Genomic DNA, 16,805 nt, shown 5'->3' on the forward strand with positions numbered 1-16,805 from the left:
GCGGTGGCTCGAGTTCATCGTGAAAATACGTCCATCAGTCGGGGTGCGATCCGCTCCAGCGGACGAATTTCAACAGCTGCGTCAATGGCCGCCGCCGCTTTCGGCATTCCGTAGACCGCGCTGCTCTGCTGGTCCTGCGCGATGGTCAGGTAGCCGCGCTGACGCATCGACTTCAAGCCCTGCGCACCGTCGCGGCCCATGCCGGTGAGCAGTACGCCCACCGCATCGCCATTCCAGAATTGCGCCACGCTTCGGAAAAAAACATCTATGGAGGGCCGGTAGATCTCGTCCACCGGTTCTGCCGTGTAGGTTAAGGTACCATTTTTCAGCAGACGAATATGATGATTGGTGCCCGCCAGTAGCACAGTGCCAGCTTGAGGAGCCTCACCGTCGCGGGCCAGACGCACCGGCAGGCCCGCTGCACTGCTCAGCCACTCGGCCATTCCGGCGGCAAACACCTGGTCCACGTGCTGGACCAGCACGATGGCCGCCGGGTAATCGCGCGGCAACCCCTTGAGCAGGATTTCCAAGGCGGCCGGGCCGCCGGCCGACGAGCCGATGGCCACCAGTTTCTGCCGCACCCCGCCCGAACGCGGCAGCGGCAACTCGCTGCGCACCGACGGGCTGCGTTGCCCCACCAGCCAGCCGATGTTGAAGATCTTGCGCAGCAGCGGAGCGGCGGCTTCACGGGCGTCGCCGACACCCAGCGTCGGGGTGTCAACCACATCCAGGGCACCATGACCCATGGCCTCGAATACGCGATGGACGTTCTGCTGGCGGTCGACGGTGACGATCACGATGGCGCAGGGTGTATTGGCCATGATCTGTCGGGTGGCTTCCACGCCGTCCATGACCGGCATGATCAGGTCCATCAGGATCAGGTCCGGGGTCACGGCCTGGCACCTCTCGACCGCCTCGCGCCCGTTGCTGGCCACCCACACCACTTCGTGAGCCGGCTCGAGCGCGATCGCCCGCCGCAGCGCCTCCACGGCCATGGGCATGTCATTGACGATAGCGATCCTCATCCCCGCGCCCCTCCGATCAATTCAACCACCGCATCGAGCAAGGCATCGTCGTGGAAACTGGCCTTGGCCAGGTAATAATCGGCCCCGGCGTCGAGGCCGCGGCGGCGGTCCTCTTCCCGGTCCTTGTAGGACACCACCATGACCGGCAACGACTGCAGGCGGCTGTCGCGGCGCAGCAGGGTCACCAACTCGATACCGTCCATGCGCGGCATGTCGATGTCGGTGATCAGCAGGTCGAAGTCTTCGCTGCGCAACGCGTTCCAGCCATCCATGCCGTCGACGGCCACCGCCACGTCATAGCCACGATGGCTGAGCAGCTTGCGCTGCAGCTCGCGGACGGTGAGCGAATCATCCACCACCAGTACCCGCTTGCGAGCCAATTCGGCCTGTTGGCTGCGCTTGTCGATACGTTCCAGGCGGCCGGTATTGAGCAGCTTTTCCACCGAGCGGAACATGTCTTCGACGTCGATGATCAGTACCACCGAACCGTTGTCGAGCAAGGCACCGGCGGAAATATCCTGGACCTTGCCCAGGCGGGCGTCCAGCGGCAGCACCACCAGCGTGCGCTCGCCGATGAAGCGTTCCACGGCCACGCCGTAGATCGCCTCGCGGTCGCGGATCACCACCACCTTGAGACTCGCTTCACCGGCCTGGCTGGCCGGTCTCTGCAGCAGCTGGCTGGCCGCAACCAGCCCGACATGGCGGTTCTGGTACCAGAAGTGCTGGCGGCCCTCGAGCTGGATGATGTCTTCGGCCGGCAGGTCCATGGTGTGTTCGATGTGGGCCAGCGGAAACGCATAGGCCTCGCCCCCCACCTCCACCGCCAGGCTGCGCACCACCGACAAGGTCAGCGGGACCTCGATATGGAAGCGACTGCCCTGCCCTGGCACTTGAATCAGTTCGACCGAGCCGCGCAGCTGGCGAATCAGGTGCAATACCGCATCCAGGCCAACGCCGCGGCCCGAGACCTCGGTCACCGTGTCGCGCATGCTGAAGCCGGGCAGGAACAGAAAGCTCAGCAGCTCTTCTTCACTGAGCTGATCCACGGTATCGGCGGCCGACAAACCGCGCTGGACGATGCTGCGCCGCAGCGCGGCAAGGTCGACACCCGCGCCGTCGTCGCTCAGCTCCAGCACCAGCAACCCTGCCTGGTGCGAAGCACGCAGCACCACGCGACCTTCGGCGGGCTTGCCGGCCAGCAATCGCTGCTCGGCGGTTTCGATGCCGTGGTCGACGGCGTTGCGCAGCAGGTGGGTCAAGGGCGCTTCGAGCTTTTCCAGCACATCGCGATCGACCTGGGTCTTCTCGCCTTCGATATCCAGGCGCACCTGCTTGCCCAATGACCGGCCGAGGTCGCGGACCATGCGTTCCTGACCACCGAGCATGTCGGCGAATGGGCGCATGCGGCAGGCCAGCGCCGTGTCATACAGCAACTGCGCGCGCTGGCTGGCCTGCCAGCCGAAATCGTCCAGTTCGGCAGTTTGCTGCAGCAGCATCTGCTGGGTCTGATCCAGCAGCGACTGCGCCTGCGCCAGGGCGTCGCGCACCTCGGCGCTCTGGCCCTCGAGCTGCAACTGTTCGGCAAGCCCGCCAAGCGCGCGGATGCTATGCGCCTGCATGCGCTTGAGGCGCTGCATGGTCAGCAGATAGGGCTTGAGCCGCTGGGTTTCCACCAGCGACTTGCTCGACAGGTCCAGCAGGCTGTTCAGGCGTTCCGCCGTGACCCGCAGCACGCGCTCGCCGGTATCGCTGACCCGGCGCGCCCGGCTGGCAGGCAGTTCGGCCGCCGGGTCGTCCGGGCCCGGCATCGCTTGCGACGGATCAATGTCCCGAGGCGGCTCGGGCGCGACCTCCACGGGCAGCGCGGCCGGGACAGGCGCCCTGACCTGCACCTGCGCCGCAGCGGCCGCCAACGGGTCCATCACCGCGGCCATCTGCGTCTCGTAGGCGTCGATATCGACGCTACCCGGTGCCCCGGCCCCGGGCGTGCCGATGCGCATCAGCAGGTCGGTGCCCAACAGCAGCGCGTCGATGTGTTCGGGCATCAGGTAGACGCGCCGCTCCTGCGCCGCGACCAGGCAATCTTCCATCACGTGCGCCACACGCACCCCGGCATCCAGACCGACGATGCGGGCGGCCCCCTTGAGCGAGTGGGCCGCGCGCATGCAGGCTTCCAGTTGATCGGCCTGGGTGGGATTGCGTTCCAGGGCCAGCAGCCCCGCGTTGAGCACCTGGGTCTGGGCCTCGGCTTCAAGGCTGAACAGCTCCAGCAACGAGGCGTCGCGCATCTGTTCCGGGGTCATGTCAGGCTCCGGTTCATGGCGATCAGCAGCGCCTTGTCATCGAGCAGGCGCACACTGCGCTGGCGAAACGGCAAAACGCCTTGGGTGAAACGGGCGCCCGCCTGGGTGGTGGCGGTAGACGCCTGCTCGAGCTCGACCAGGTCGATCCGATGAATGCCATCCACTTCTTCCACCGGTACCACCACCGAGCCGCCGTCTATGGCGATGATCAGCATGCGCGGCATGACCCGCGCCGAAGCGGCCGGCGCCACGTGCTGGGTATCGATGCCCAGCAGTTCCTCCAACGCCAGGCATGGCACCAGCGCGCCGCGCACGTTGGCGACCCCGCGCAAGGCACGCGAACGCTGGTGCGGCAGCGAATGCACCGCCTGCACCGGGGCCACTTCGACCAGGCAGCGGGTGGCCAGCGCCAGCCATTCATCGCCCAGGCGAAACAGCACCAGCGACCTGCTTTCGACACGGCCCAGTGTTTCGCTGTAGTGCATCGGCGCGTGCTGGCGGTCCAATGCGTAGCGGTCCAGCAGGCGCACGGCCGCCGAGGCATACACCGCACAGTTGCGGCAGTGGATATGTTCAGCCAGCAATGGGCAGGATTTGTCGCCATGAATGCCAATACGGTTCCAGCAGTCGTCGATCTGCTGGGCGTCGCTGTCGATCAGGTCCAGGGCGGTCATCGCTTATGCTCCTGCACGTGCGGCCGGTCGTTGCGTGCCGCGCGCTCCTGCAGTCGCCGCGCCCCGGCAATGTCGCCCTGGGCGGTGAGCAGCATGGCCAGGTGGGCCAGGGCCTCGGCGTGCTGCGGATCGAGGTACAGCGCCTTGCGGTAATAACCTTGCGCCTGCAGGACCTGCCCGCCGACATCGCTGAGCAGGCCCAGCCAGTAGAACACCTGGGGGTCAGGCCCGTGGCTGCGCAGGAATGCGTCGCACGCGGCCTGCGCCTCGGCACTCTTGCCTTCGTTGGCCAACCGAGCGATTTGCGCGAGCAGACCGGCGCCATCGCTCGCCACTGCCTCGGCGGCATTGGCCACCGGCAGCGCACGGGTTCGGGTTCGCAAGGGCAACCTGCCCGGCTCGGGCAACAGCTTGATCGGCATCTGCAGGCGCGCCGTTGCCGGAGGCAGCGGTGTGGGCGTTGGTGCGACGTGGCGATCGCGGACGAACGCGAAGGACTGGGCAATACCGATCGGGCGCATGCCCAACCGTGCCAGCAGGCTGCCTTCGGCAGGACCGATGAACAACGCGCCATTTTCACAGGTGAGCTTCTTCAGCACTTCGAACACCTGCTGCTGTGTCGGCAGGTCGAAATAGATGAGCAGGTTGCGGCAGAACACGAAGTCATAGGGCAGTTCGCCACCCAGCAGCAGCGGGTCGAGAATGTTGCCGACCTGCAAGCGCACTTGTGCGCGAACCTGGGCATCGAGCAGATACCCCTCATCCGCAGGCGCGAAATGACGGTCGCGAAAGGTCAGCGGCGCGCCGCGAAACGAATTGCGCCCATAGATCCCTCGTGTTGCCCGGGCCACCGACAGGGGGCTGATGTCCACGCCGTCCACACTGAACTGCTGCGGCGCCAGCCCGGCGTCGAGCAAGGCCATGGCGATCGAGTACGGTTCCTCGCCAGTGGAACACGGCAGGCTGAGGATGCGCAGTGCCACACCAGGCCGTTCGGCGAGCCGCGCCTTGGCGACCTTGCACAGCGCGGCGAAGGACTCGGGGTAACGCATGAACCAGGTTTCCGGGACGATCACCGCCTCGATCAACGCCTGCTGTTCCGCCGCCGAGCCCTGCAGCAGCTTCCAGTAGGCATCCAGGTCGCGGACATGCGCGGCCTGGCTGCGCTGCGCGACCGCGCGCTCGATCAGCGCCGGGCCTACCGAGGCCACGTCCAGGCCGATGCGCTCACGCAGAAAACGCACGAAGCGCTGCTCTTCACCCATCACGATGCTTCATCCATCACTCTGTTTCACCCAATACGGAGATCGCCAACTGCGGAGCGAAGAGCAAGTCGCGCACCGACGGTTCGAGCAGATCCTGCACCCGCAACCACTGCAACAGCCCCTGGCCGTCTTCAAACACCGGCCCCAGATAGGGCGTGGCACGGTTGTGCACCCCCAAGGGTTTGAAACCGCCGGGATCGCAGCGGAGGGTTTCGCTGGCGTGTTCGACGATCAGCCCCAGGCGAGCCTCGGGCCCAGCCTGCTCGTGCGGATAGTGCACCAGCACCAGACGCGTGCTGGTACGGCGCACGGCAGCCACGCCAAAGCTCAGCGCGCTGACGTCCAGCACCGGCACCACCCGCCCACGATGGGCGAACACACCGGCCACCCAGGCCGGGGCATGCGCGACCGGCTTGAGCGGCAGCAGCGGCAGCACCTCAGCGACTTCAAGCGCATCCAGGGCGAAGCGTTCCTGCGCAATGCGAAACAACAGGAACAGCTTGCTGCGCGAAGTGACCGGCAATGCGCTCATCAGACTTTGAAGCGCGAGACGCCGCCGCGCAATCCGGTAGCGACCTGGCTGAGCTCATCGATGGCAAAGCTGGCCTGACGCAAGGATTCGACGGTCTGGCTGCTGGCATCGCCCAACTGCGACAGGGCGTGGTTGATCTGTTCGGCACCGGTTGCCTGGGCCTGCATGCCTTCGTTGACCATCAGCACGCGCGGCGCCAAGGCCTGGACCTGACCGATGATCTGCGACAGCTGATCACCGACCTGTTGTACCTCGAACATGCCGCGGCGCACTTCTTCGGAAAACTTGTCCATGCCCATGACGCCGGCCGACACTGCCGACTGGATCTCTCGCACCATCTGCTCGATGTCGTAGGTGGCCACTGCAGTCTGGTCGGCGAGGCGGCGTACTTCGGTGGCGACCACGGCAAAACCGCGACCATATTCACCGGCTTTTTCGGCTTCGATGGCGGCGTTGAGCGACAGCAGGTTGGTCTGGTCGGCGACCTTGACGATGGTCACCACCACCTGATTGATGTTGCCGGCCTTCTCGTTGAGGATCGCCAGCTTGGCGTTGACCAACTCGGCGGCACCCATCACCTGATGCATGGTTTCTTCCATGCGCGCCAGACCCTGCTGGCCGGAGCCGGCCAGCGAGGAAGCCTGATCGGCCGCCGAGGTGACTTCACCCATGGTTCGCACCAGATCACGGGACGTGGCGGCGATCTCTCGCGAGGTTGCGCCGATTTCGGTAGTGGTCGCGGCAGTCTCGGTCGCCGTTGCCTGCTGCTGCTTGGAGGTGGCCGCGATTTCGGTGACCGAGGTGGTCACCTGCACCGAGGACCGTTGCGCCTGGGCAACCAGCGCGGTGAGTTCGGTCATCATGTCGTTGAAGCCCAGTTCGACCTCGTTGAACTCGTCCTTGCGCGCCAGGCTCAGGCGGGTGCTCAGGTCACCGGTGCGCATCACTTCGAGAATTCGCACGATTTTCTGCATGGGCGCCATGATGGTGCGCAGCAGCCAGAGTCCGCAGACGCCAGCGACGATGATTGCCACCAACAGGGAAATCACCAGGCTGACCTTGGCTGCTGCGACCGACGCGTCAATGGCGCTGGTAGCTTTCTCGGCCCCCTCGCGATTGCGATCGATCAAGGTATTGAGCTGCTTGCGACCTGCTACCCAGGCGGGCGTGAGGTCGTCGATGGCCATCTGCTGGGCCTCACTGAACTTGCGCAGTCGATAGGCCTCGAGCACATCGGCCAAAGCCTTTTCATAGGTTACCCGCATCCGCGCGAATTCTTCGAAGGCCGCTTGATCTTCGCTGTCCTGAACGGTGCTGCGGTAGTTGGCCATCTGCTGGGTCAGGCGCTCGGCGAAGCTCTTGTACTGGTCCACGTCAGCCGTGAGCAGCTCGCGCTGATAGCTCAGGCCCACCAGTTGCTGGGTGTACACGTAGCTGTCTACCCAGGCGCTGCGGATCATGGAACTGAAGACCACACCCGGCACGCTGTCGGTGCGCACCTTGGTTTCGTTCGTCTCGATGGTCTGCAGACGTGAATAGGAGACCACGACCATCAACAGCATGATTGCAATGACAACGGCGAAACTCGCCAGAATGCGGTGGCGCAAGGACCAGTTCTTCACAGTCAACCCTCGAAAATTCCTGCAGCTACAAACGAAAAATCGCCTGAGTATAGCCCTACCTCAGACGATTTCGCGCTGGTACCCGACTTTCCTTCATCCGCGAGGGTATTGCCAGTTACGGGCAGATCAATGCGCCACTATTGCCGACCAACGTCAGTTCTGCCAGATGAGCGGCGGCATCAGCCTTCCGACCCGGCGTCCGGCTTCAGACGGCTTCGACTTCGGCCTGACGCACCTGCTTCTCCAGTTCGAGCTTGAGCGCAGGGTCGAGGGCCAACTGCTTGGCCAGCTCGTCCAGATAGGCACGCTCCATGAAGTGCTCCTGATCCACCATCATGACGCTGGCAATGTACATTTCGGCAGCGATCTCCGGAGTCTTGGCTGCCCGCGCCACGTCCGCCGGATCCAGCGGCTTGTTCAGTTCGGCGTGCAGCCACTGCTGCAGTTCGTTGTCCGAATCCAGACGGGTGAATTCGCCTTCGATCAGCTCGCGCTCGCGATCATCCACGTGGCCATCGGACTTGGCTGCTGCCACCAGCGCCTTGAGGATGGCCTGGCTGTGTTCCTCTACCTGCTGGGGTGGCACTCGGTCGACCGTCTGCGGTTCGCCTCGAGGGGCGTTCTGCTGCTGGGCCTGCCAATTGCCGTAGGCCTTGTAGGCAATCACACCCAATGCCGCCAGTCCGCCGTAGGCCAACGCCTTGCCGCCGTACTTGCGCGCGCTCTTGTTGCCGAGCAGCAAGCCCATGGCACCGCCGGTCAACGCGCCTTTGCCGCCGGACAGCAGGCCACCCAACGCGCCGCCCGCGCCGCCCTTGCCCGAAAGCAGACCCCCAAGCGCGCCTGCAACGCCACCGGCACCGCCGGCACCGCCGAGGGGAGAAGAATTGCCGCCCTTGTTCTTGAGCAGTTCCTGGCCGGATTTGGACAACTGGTCGAGCAAGCCACGCGTGTTCATTTTTTGGTCTCGTCAATGGGAGAAACGTCTGACGAGAGTAAGGGCATTCCGTTGCTCGGCTCGAACGGTGATTTGCTTCGGGATGTTGCGCAAAGCCTCGGCCACCGGGGCAAATCCCAGTGTCGACCCGCTGAGGCCCGGAAAACTTTTTTACAGGAGTTTGCGAACACATCGGGGATTACGGTATCTGTGTACAGTTCGCTGCGTTTGGACAAGGCAGGCCCAAACCTTCCAATTTGAGCCTCGCAGGTCGCTTGGAGCGACCGAGGTTGATTCAGAACAGGTTATCTATGCACCGCAGGCACCTTCTGAAAGCGTCGATGGCCCTCGCGGCCTATACCGGACTGTCCGGCACCGGGTTGTTCGCTGCCCAGGCCCTGGCCGCCACTGCCGATGGCGAAGCCGAACCGTTCACTTTCGACATGCTCAAGGCCCAGGCCAAGAGCCTCGCCGCGCAGGCTTATGTCAGCAACAAGCAGACCTTGCCGCCGACCCTGGCAAACATGACCCCGCAGCAATTCAATGCGATAGCCTACGACGCCAATCACTCGCTGTGGAATGACCTCAAGGGCCAACTGGACGTGCAGTTCTTCCATGTAGGCATGGGCTTCCGTACGCCGGTGCGCATGTACAGCGTCGACGCCGGTCGCAAACAGGCGCGTGAAGTGCATTTCCACCCGCCGCTGTTCGACTACAAGAACACCACGGTCGACACCTCGCAGCTCAAGGGCGACCTGGGTTTTGCCGGCTTCAAACTGTTCAAGGCACCCAAGCTCGACCGCCACGACGTGGTGTCCTTCCTCGGCGCCAGCTACTTCCGCGCCGTCGATGCCACCGGCCAGTACGGTCTGTCCGCGCGCGGCCTGGCCATCGACACCTATGCCAAGAAGCAGGAAGAATTCCCCGACTTCACCAAGTTCTGGTTCGAGACGCCCGGCAAGGACAGTACCCGCTTCGTGGTCTACGCCCTGCTCGACTCGCCCAGCGCCACCGGTGCCTACCGTTTCGACATCGACTGCCAGGCCGAGCGCGTGGTGATGGACATCGACGCGCACATCCATGCGCGCCAGGACATCGAGCAACTGGGTGTGGCGCCGATGACCAGCATGTTCAGCTGCGGCAACCACGAGCGGCGCATGTGCGACACCATCCATCCGCAGATCCACGACTCCGATCGGCTGGCCATGTGGCGCGGCAACGGCGAATGGATCTGCCGGCCGTTGAACAACCCGGACCGCGTGCGCTTCAATGCCTTCGCCGATGTCGATCCGAAAGGCTTCGGTCTGATCCAAACCGACCACGACTTCAGCAACTACCAGGACACGGTCGATTGGTACCACAAGCGGCCCAGCCTGTGGGTCGAGCCCACCACCGCCTGGGGCGAAGGCTCCATCGACCTGGTGGAACTGCCGACCACCGGTGAAACCATGGACAACATCGTTGCCTTCTGGACACCCAAGTCGCCGGTCAAGGCCGGCGATGCCCTGAATTTCGGTTACAAACTGTACTGGAGTGCGCTGGCGCCGATCGGTACGCCGCTGGCACGGGTCGCGGCGACGCGCTCGGGGATGGGCGGTTTCACCGAAGGCTGGGCACCGGGCGAGCACTATCCGAACGTCTGGGCGCGGCGTTTTGCCGTGGACTTCGCCGGCGGCGGGCTCGAGTCGCTGAAAACGCCGATCGAGCCCATCATCACGGCCTCGGGTGGCAAGGTGCAGGATATTCAGGTACTGGAGTTGCCCGATATCAAGGGCTTCCGCGTGCTGTTCGACTGGTACCCGACCAGCGACAGCGTCGATCCGGTGGACATGCGTCTGTTCATCAAGACCGAGGGGCGCACCCTCAGCGAAACCTGGCTCTACCAGTACCTGCCGCCCGCGCCGGAGAAGCGCAAGTACGTATGATGCGGTAACCCGCCCTGGCATCCTCGCCTGCCACAAAGATGGGCGAGGATGACATCACTCGAACGCCGAGACGTCACTCAGTCGCGCAGGTCGGATTCCACAATCGGCTGATCGCGATGAGTGGCGCGCTGGTACTGGGCTGGCCATGTGGCCAGACGACCGCCAAGGTCTTCGTCGGCGTGCAGCGGCCAGTACGGATCACGCAACAGCTCACGCGCCAGCAGGATGACGTCGGCCTGGCCAGTGCGCAGGATGTGTTCGGCCTGCGCCGGGTCGGTGATCATGCCCACGGTGCCCGTGGCGAGATTCGCCTCTTTGCGCACCCGCTCGGCAAAGCGCGTCTGATAACCCGGTCCGGTTGGAATCTCGGCATTGGCCGAAGTACCGCCCGACGACACGTCGATCAGATCCACGCCCAGCGCCTTCAAGCGCTTGGCCAGTTCGACGGTCTCATCCGGGTTCCAGCCGTCCTCGACCCAATCGGTCGCCGATACACGGACGAACACGGGCAGCTCCGCCGGCCAGACGTCACGAATCGCCTGGGTGACTTCCAGGGTGAGACGGATGCGATTTTCAAAGCTACCGCCGTAACTGTCCTGACGCTGGTTACTGATCGGCGACAGGAACTGGTGCAGCAGATAGCCGTGCGCCGCATGCACCTCGACTACTTTGAAATTGGCTGTCAGCGCCCGACGGGTCGCGTCGACGAACGCCTGGACAATGTCCTTGATGGCCGCTTCATCCAGTGCGGTCGGCGCGGTGTGCTGGGGGTCGAAAGCGATACGCGACGGACCCACCGGTACCCAGCCGCCTTCATTGACAGGCACGCTGCCATGCTTGCCCAACCACGGCCGCCAAGTGCTGGCCTTGCGCCCGGCGTGGGCCAGCTGGATGGCCGGCACCGCACCTTGCGAGGTGATGAAGCGCGTGATGCGTTGCAGCGGTTCGATCTGCTCGTCGTTCCACAGGCCCAGGTCTTCAGGCGTGATGCGCCCCTCTGCCGTCACCGCGGTGGCCTCGGTGAAGACCAGACCGGCGCCGCCACTGGCGCGACTGCCCAGGTGCACCAGATGCCAGTCGTTGGCAAGGCCGTCGACACTGGAGTACTGGCACATCGGCGATACGGCGATGCGGTTGCGCAGGGTCAACTGGCGCAGGGTATAGGGTTCGAGCAACATGCTCATCGGGCACCTCGGTTGGCAGTTTCAGATGGGACGAGAAGCGTCCGCGCGAATACGGGTGCGGGCGTGCCTGTCTCGTTCTCGAAGACTAGTCGACAACCGGGCCGCGAGCGTGGTTCCGCGGCTGGGCAGGGTTGCGCGGTTCAGCGCGGCTCGATGTGGGTAATCAGCAGCTGCACCGTTTCACGTCCGCGAAACTCGTTCAGATCCAGCTTGTAGGCCAACTGTACCCAGCGTATCGAAGGATCGGGCCACACTTCGCGGTCGATGCCGAAAGCGATGCCGTCCAGGCTGACGCTGCCACACTCGGTCTTGAGCGTGACCTTCAGGTGCCGCTCGCCCACTACACGCTGCTCCACCAGCTGGAACACCCCATGGAACATCGGCTCCGGGAAATGTTGCCCCCACGGGCCGGCGTTGCGCAGGGCGCGCGCCAGCTCCAGATGGAATTCCTCGGCGCCCAGGGTACCGTCCGACAGCAGGCGTCCGGTCAGATCTTCCTCGCACAACTGGGTGCGCACCTGCGCGTCGAATGCCTCGCAGAAGGCCGGAAAGTTCTCCTGCGGCAGGGTCAGTCCGGCAGCCATCGCATGCCCACCGAACTTGCTGATCAACTGCGGATGCCTGGCCGCCACCGCATCCAGCGCGTCGCGGATATGAAAGCCCTGGACCGAGCGTGCCGAGCCTTTGAGCAGCCCGTCACCGGCGTCGGCGAAGGCAATCGTCGGGCGGTGGTAGCGCTCCTTGAGGCGCGACGCGAGGATGCCGATCACACCCTGATGCCATTGTGCATCGAACAGGCACAAGCCAAACGGCATCGACTCCAGCGCCAGTTCCTTGAGCTGAGCCAGGGCTTCGCGCTGCATGCCCTGCTCGATCGACTTGCGGTCCTGATTCAAGCCATCGAGCTGCGCCGCGATGGTCTGGGCGCTGGGCAAGTCAGTGCTCAGCAGGCACTCGATGCCCAGGCTCATGTCATCCAGGCGGCCGGCCGCGTTGAGGCGCGGCCCGAGAATGAACCCCAGGTCGGTCGAGGTGATGCGCGCATGCTCGCGACGTGCCACTTCGAGGATCGCCGTGATGCCCGGCCGCGCGCGGCCCGCGCGGATTCGCTCCAGGCCCTGGTGCACCAGAATGCGGTTGTTGGCGTCCAGCGGCACGACGTCCGCCACGCTGCCCAATGCCACCAGGTCCAGCAGCTCACCGATATTGGGCTGCGGCACCTGCGCATAGCGGCCCAGCTCGCGCAGCCGCGCCCGCAGCGCCATCAGTACGTAGAAAATCACCCCGACGCCCGCCAGATTCTTGCTGGGGAACTCGCAGCCTGGCTGGTTGGGGTTGACGATGGCATCCGCAGCTGGCAACTCGTGCCCCGGCAAGTGGTGGTCGGTCACCAGCACCTGCAGCCCGGCCGCCTTGGCCGCAGCTACACCTTCGACACTGGAAATGCCGTTGTCCACGGTAACCAGCAATTGCGGCTCGCGCTGCAGGGCGACTGCGACGATTTCCGGGGTCAGGCCATAGCCGTACTCGAAGCGATTGGGCACCAGGTAGTCGACGTGTGCGGCGCCCAGCAAACGCAGGCCGAGCACACCGACCGCACTGGCCGTTGCGCCATCGGCATCGAAATCACCGACGATCAGGATGCGCTGGCGTTGGTCGATCGCCGTCACCAGCAGTTCGACGGCTGCCTGGATGCCCTTGAGCCGCTGAAAGGGAATCAGGCGCGCCAGGCTCTTGTCCAGCTCCTCTGCGCTCGACACGCCACGTGCCGCATAGAGGCGATTCAGCAGGGGCGGCATATCGCCGAGGAAAGGCAGGGTCTGGGGCAATTGACGGGGTTCGATGCGCATGGGGCCTGGGGCGGTTCTCACTGCAAGACAAAGGAGGAAAGTTGGAACCTGGGCGGCCTAGCGCTCGCCCAGCAGCCACTCGAGCTGGACTTCGTGCTGACCACGGTCATCGGTGACGAACACCGTGCCTTCGCTGATCATGACGTCCCACTTGATGACCCGCGGCATGTCCTTGGCCAAGATCTCGAGCACGTCCTGGGGGACAGCGGCAATGTTGACGTTCTTCAGGTTCTTGACCGCATCGACCACCTTGGTCTGCCATACGCGCAAACTGCCGTAGGCCAACAGGCTGGTGCGTTCGGTACGCCGCGAACACCAGGTCAGGCGATCGGCATCGGGCAGGCCGACTTCGATCCAATGCAGGATCCGGCCATCCAGGCTCTTTTCCCACAGCGCAGCTTCATCGACATCCGACAGACCTCGGCCGAAAGACACCTGCTCGTTGTACCAAAGCGCATAGGCAAGCAAGCGCACAGTCATCCGCTCTTCGGTTTCGGAGGGGTGACGTGCGATGGTCTGCTTGACGGTCTGGTAAACGCTGCGGTCCAGATCGGTGAGGTTGAGTTCGAATTTGTAGGTGGTCGACGGCTGGGCCATTAGGCAGGCTTCTTGGGAACAGGAAAAGGCCGACAGTCTACCCGATGCCGGCCTGATCAACGACCACCACGGGACGGTGCGACCCTGCGGCGCGTTTTGATCAGGGGCCCGGGTGTGGTAAAGATGGCGCACTGTTTCAAAAACGGACACCCACGCCCTACCCCCTGTGCAAGGAATGCCATGGACTCGTGTTCCAGAATTCTGCCGACCAGCAGCCTTCTCCTGGCACTGGCGCTGTGCTCCTGCCTGCTCAACTCACCGCTTGCCCATGGCCGGGAAACCATCACATGGCTGCTGCGCGACCTGGCGCCGCTGACCATAACCAGCGGCCCGGGCCGGAACCAGGGCGCCGTCGACCTGGCCCTGCCACTGCTGCGCGCGGCGTTGCCGGACTACGACCACAATGTCCTCAGGGTCAACCGTGCGCGTGCTTCGCAGATGCTCGGCGAGCCCGGCCTCAACTGCGATCCTGCCCTGCTCTGGACCGCAGAGCGGGCGCGCAGCATCCTCTATTCCGTGCCAAGCATGAACGTGCTGAGCAATACACTGATCATGCAGCGCGCTGACCTACCGCTCATTGCCGGATTCATGCAGGACGGCAAGGTCGACCTGAGCGCGCTTCTGCGCAGCAGGACCGTGGCCCTGGGTATTATCGCCGAGCGAAGCTACGGCTCCGTCGTCGACCGGATTCTTGCAGAGACCGACAGTTACCAGCTTCTGGCCCATCATGGCAACGAGGCCATGGGCAGCCTGCTGCGCATGGAAAGGTTGGGGCGAATCAAGGCCTTGATCGGCTACTGGCAGGAAGCGCGCTATCAGGCGCGCCAGGAAGGCCTGGACCCGGAACAACTGGTGGAGGTCCCCATCGAAGGCGCAGCGCGTTCGCAGTTCATCCATGTCGGCTGCTCCGACAGCCCCGCGAGCCATCGCGTCCTGGCGGCGCTGAATTCAGTATTGCTGGAGCTCAGGAGCGGTCAGCTGGCAGAGTTTTATGCCCAGTGGCTGGCCCCTGCCGAGCGGCCGGCTTATCTGCGAGAAACCACCGCGCTGTTCGATGCCCATCGCAAAGAGGCCATGAGCAGTCAGCGCTGAGTGAGGATTACACAGGCCACCATCCTTCGATGAATGTCAGACCAGCGCGTGACTGAATCCGGCACTTTGCGAAACATTGCGCAGCGCCGCGATCATCGACGGCTCCAGACGCCCCTCGGCGACCAACAGATCACGGTGCAGACCATCGACTACGTCGGTAAACGAACGCAGATCCTCGAACTGACTGCGGTTGACCAAACGTTTGGTCACCACACTCCCAGCCGCGCTCATCACCACGACCTGGCAATTGCCAAGGCTATCTTGGCCCTCGAGCGTCACGCGATACGGCGTCAGGGCTTCATTGAGCAACAGGCTGATATTCTTCATCGCATCACCACTCGTCTGTTCGAATTCTTAAGGTGCATGACACTGACCCCTCCCCAGCGAAAAAAGTTCTGAGCAAGCCATGTCAGACTATTACCGAGGTTGCCGATAGAATATGACAGCGCGAATGTAGGACATTTCTGATTATTCGATTTGGCGCCTGCATGCCCAGAAATGGACTACAAAACAGATCGGGAATGGACCACAGGTGTGCCAGAATTCATCGTCTGATTCGCCCGTCACCGGAGCCCGCCTTGACCGACCCACTGATCGCCCCTCTGCGGATCGTGCTGGCCGATGACCATCCGATCTTTCGCATCGGCCTGCGTGCCGTATTGGAACGAGACCCTGGTTTGCGCGTAGTGGCCGAAGCCTCCTCGCCGGAGGAGCTGACACGCTGCCTGAGCGAAACCGAGTGCGGCCTGTTGATCACCGACTTCATGATGCCTTCCAAGGAACAGAGCGATGGCCTGCGGCTGATCGCGTACGTTCGCCGGCATTGGCCGAAGCTGCCCATATTGGTGGTGACCATGCTGACCAACCCAGGCCTGTTGCGCTCGATCCTGAACCTGGGAGTCGCTGGCCTGCTGGGCAAGGCGAGCCTGGTGAACGAACTGCCCACAGCGATTGCCAGCCTCAAGCGCAACAAGCCGTTCGTGGCCCAATCGGTGAAGAGCATCCTGGCACTGCCGAGCGATACCCCCACAAGGCGGATCACCGGCCATGTCGACCTGTCGCCTCGCGAGCTTGAGATAACGCGGCTGCTGGCGCAGGGCCTCTCGGTGAATGAAATCGCGGCGCAGCTGAACCGCAGCAAGCAGACGATAAGTGCACAGAAAGTGAGTGCCATGCGCAAGCTGGGCATCGGCAACGATGCTGCGCTGTATATCTACCTGCAGGCCCACGGACTGAAATGAACGCGACCCCGGCAGGCGTGGCGAGCGCCGAGGGGCAGCCCTAGGGGCGCAAAGGCAAAGACCAGGCGCCTTCGAAGTGACTGATCTCGTGCACTTCAGGCAGGGGCAGCACGGCCCGTGCTCTGACGCTGTGCTGGTAATCCTGCAGCAGGCCATGCACTGCGGCGGCTGACACAGGTGTATGCAGCACGCCCAGCAGTGGTAGCCGATGTTGCCGCGCCAATGCCATGAACGGCTCCACCGGCTGCGACCCATTGCTGTAGATGATCAGCGCCCGTGCCAACCCGGTTGCGGCCAGATGCCCGATCAGCTCGCCCATGTCCAGGCCGGCCACGGTCACCTCGCAGATCACGATATCGACGCCCTGACGCTTTTCCAGCGAGAGGCACGCCGCATTGAAACTTTGCGCGGTCAGGACATCGAACACGCCACACGCATTGAGCACCTGATGCATGGCGATCAGCTGGTACGGAATGTCTTCAAGCACCAGAACTCTGAGCGAACGCATGAATGAAACCTCGAGTGAGCGCATCGAGCTGCGCATTGACGGGCACTCTA

15 protein-coding genes are annotated in these 16,805 nt (G+C 63.8%); 3 read left to right on the forward strand and 12 right to left on the reverse strand.

What is annotated here, in order from left to right; all coding sequences use genetic code 11:
* Positions 1-14 precede the first annotated feature (14 nt).
* From cheB to IFT98_RS10065, 7 genes are all read right to left on the reverse strand, one after another.
* Positions 15-1,025 (reverse strand): chemotaxis response regulator protein-glutamate methylesterase, encoded by a 1,011-nt coding sequence (cheB, locus tag IFT98_RS10035; protein ID WP_192048385.1) that lies wholly within the window; start codon positions 1,023-1,025, stop codon positions 15-17.
* Positions 1,022-3,328: a hybrid sensor histidine kinase/response regulator gene (locus IFT98_RS10040; protein ID WP_192048388.1), complete on the reverse strand. Its 2,307-nt coding sequence runs from the start codon at positions 3,326-3,328 to the stop codon at positions 1,022-1,024. The genes cheB and IFT98_RS10040 overlap by 4 nt, the downstream gene beginning before the upstream one ends.
* Positions 3,325-4,002, reverse strand: coding sequence for a chemotaxis protein CheW (locus tag IFT98_RS10045; RefSeq protein ID WP_122795255.1), 678 nt, complete (start codon positions 4,000-4,002; stop codon positions 3,325-3,327). Before IFT98_RS10045 ends, IFT98_RS10040 begins: the two co-directional genes overlap by 4 nt.
* Positions 3,999-5,267, reverse strand: coding sequence for a CheR family methyltransferase (locus IFT98_RS10050; RefSeq protein WP_192048860.1), 1,269 nt, complete (start codon positions 5,265-5,267; stop codon positions 3,999-4,001). Before IFT98_RS10050 ends, IFT98_RS10045 begins: the two co-directional genes overlap by 4 nt.
* 16 nt (positions 5,268-5,283) lie before the next feature.
* Positions 5,284-5,799, reverse strand: coding sequence for a chemotaxis protein CheW (locus tag IFT98_RS10055; protein ID WP_192048390.1), 516 nt, complete (start codon positions 5,797-5,799; stop codon positions 5,284-5,286).
* On the reverse strand, positions 5,799-7,421 hold the full coding sequence (locus IFT98_RS10060; protein WP_122795507.1) for a methyl-accepting chemotaxis protein: 1,623 nt from the start codon (positions 7,419-7,421) through the stop codon (positions 5,799-5,801). The genes IFT98_RS10055 and IFT98_RS10060 overlap by 1 nt, the downstream gene beginning before the upstream one ends.
* A gap of 205 nt (positions 7,422-7,626) precedes the next feature.
* Positions 7,627-8,379 (reverse strand): tellurite resistance TerB family protein, encoded by a 753-nt coding sequence (locus IFT98_RS10065; protein WP_192048391.1) that lies wholly within the window; start codon positions 8,377-8,379, stop codon positions 7,627-7,629.
* Between the two features lie 290 nt (positions 8,380-8,669).
* Between IFT98_RS10065 and IFT98_RS10070 the strand changes: the two genes are divergently transcribed.
* Positions 8,670-10,283 (forward strand): glucan biosynthesis protein D, encoded by a 1,614-nt coding sequence (locus IFT98_RS10070; RefSeq protein WP_192048393.1) that lies wholly within the window; start codon positions 8,670-8,672, stop codon positions 10,281-10,283.
* A 77-nt stretch (positions 10,284-10,360) separates the two neighbouring features.
* On the opposite strand, the gene IFT98_RS10075 is transcribed toward IFT98_RS10070, so the two are convergent.
* The 3 genes from IFT98_RS10075 to IFT98_RS10085 all read right to left on the reverse strand — a co-directional run bounded on the left by IFT98_RS10075 (position 10,361) and on the right by IFT98_RS10085 (position 13,914).
* The gene (locus tag IFT98_RS10075; protein WP_192048396.1) at positions 10,361-11,467 is read right to left on the reverse strand and encodes an NADH:flavin oxidoreductase/NADH oxidase; all 1,107 of its coding nucleotides are present in this window, start codon (positions 11,465-11,467) and stop codon (positions 10,361-10,363) included.
* A 140-nt stretch (positions 11,468-11,607) separates the two neighbouring features.
* Positions 11,608-13,317 (reverse strand): single-stranded-DNA-specific exonuclease RecJ, encoded by a 1,710-nt coding sequence (gene recJ, locus IFT98_RS10080; protein ID WP_192048398.1) that lies wholly within the window; start codon positions 13,315-13,317, stop codon positions 11,608-11,610.
* Between the two features lie 57 nt (positions 13,318-13,374).
* On the reverse strand, positions 13,375-13,914 hold the full coding sequence (locus tag IFT98_RS10085) for a YaeQ family protein (protein WP_192048400.1): 540 nt from the start codon (positions 13,912-13,914) through the stop codon (positions 13,375-13,377).
* A gap of 180 nt (positions 13,915-14,094) precedes the next feature.
* Here IFT98_RS10085 and IFT98_RS10090 point away from each other — a divergent pair, with 180 nt between their 5' ends.
* Positions 14,095-15,006, forward strand: coding sequence for a TIGR02285 family protein (locus IFT98_RS10090; RefSeq protein WP_192048401.1), 912 nt, complete (start codon positions 14,095-14,097; stop codon positions 15,004-15,006).
* Positions 15,007-15,042: 36 nt separating this feature from the next.
* Here the strand turns inward: IFT98_RS10090 and IFT98_RS10095 are convergent, their stop codons facing one another.
* The gene (locus IFT98_RS10095; RefSeq protein WP_192048403.1) at positions 15,043-15,333 is read right to left on the reverse strand and encodes a DUF3509 domain-containing protein; all 291 of its coding nucleotides are present in this window, start codon (positions 15,331-15,333) and stop codon (positions 15,043-15,045) included.
* A gap of 275 nt (positions 15,334-15,608) precedes the next feature.
* Here IFT98_RS10095 and IFT98_RS10100 point away from each other — a divergent pair, with 275 nt between their 5' ends.
* Entirely contained in the window at positions 15,609-16,247 is a 639-nt protein-coding gene (locus tag IFT98_RS10100) for a response regulator (protein ID WP_446730830.1), read from the forward strand.
* 40 nt (positions 16,248-16,287) lie between these two features.
* Here the strand turns inward: IFT98_RS10100 and IFT98_RS10105 are convergent, their stop codons facing one another.
* Complete coding sequence (locus tag IFT98_RS10105) at positions 16,288-16,755, reverse strand: DNA-binding protein (RefSeq protein ID WP_192048407.1); 468 nt, start codon at positions 16,753-16,755, stop codon at positions 16,288-16,290.
* Positions 16,756-16,805 lie beyond the last annotated feature (50 nt).

The sequence above is a fragment of the Pseudomonas sp. CFBP 8770 genome, from assembly GCF_014841705.1.
Classification (GTDB): Bacteria; Pseudomonadota; Gammaproteobacteria; order Pseudomonadales; family Pseudomonadaceae; genus Aquipseudomonas.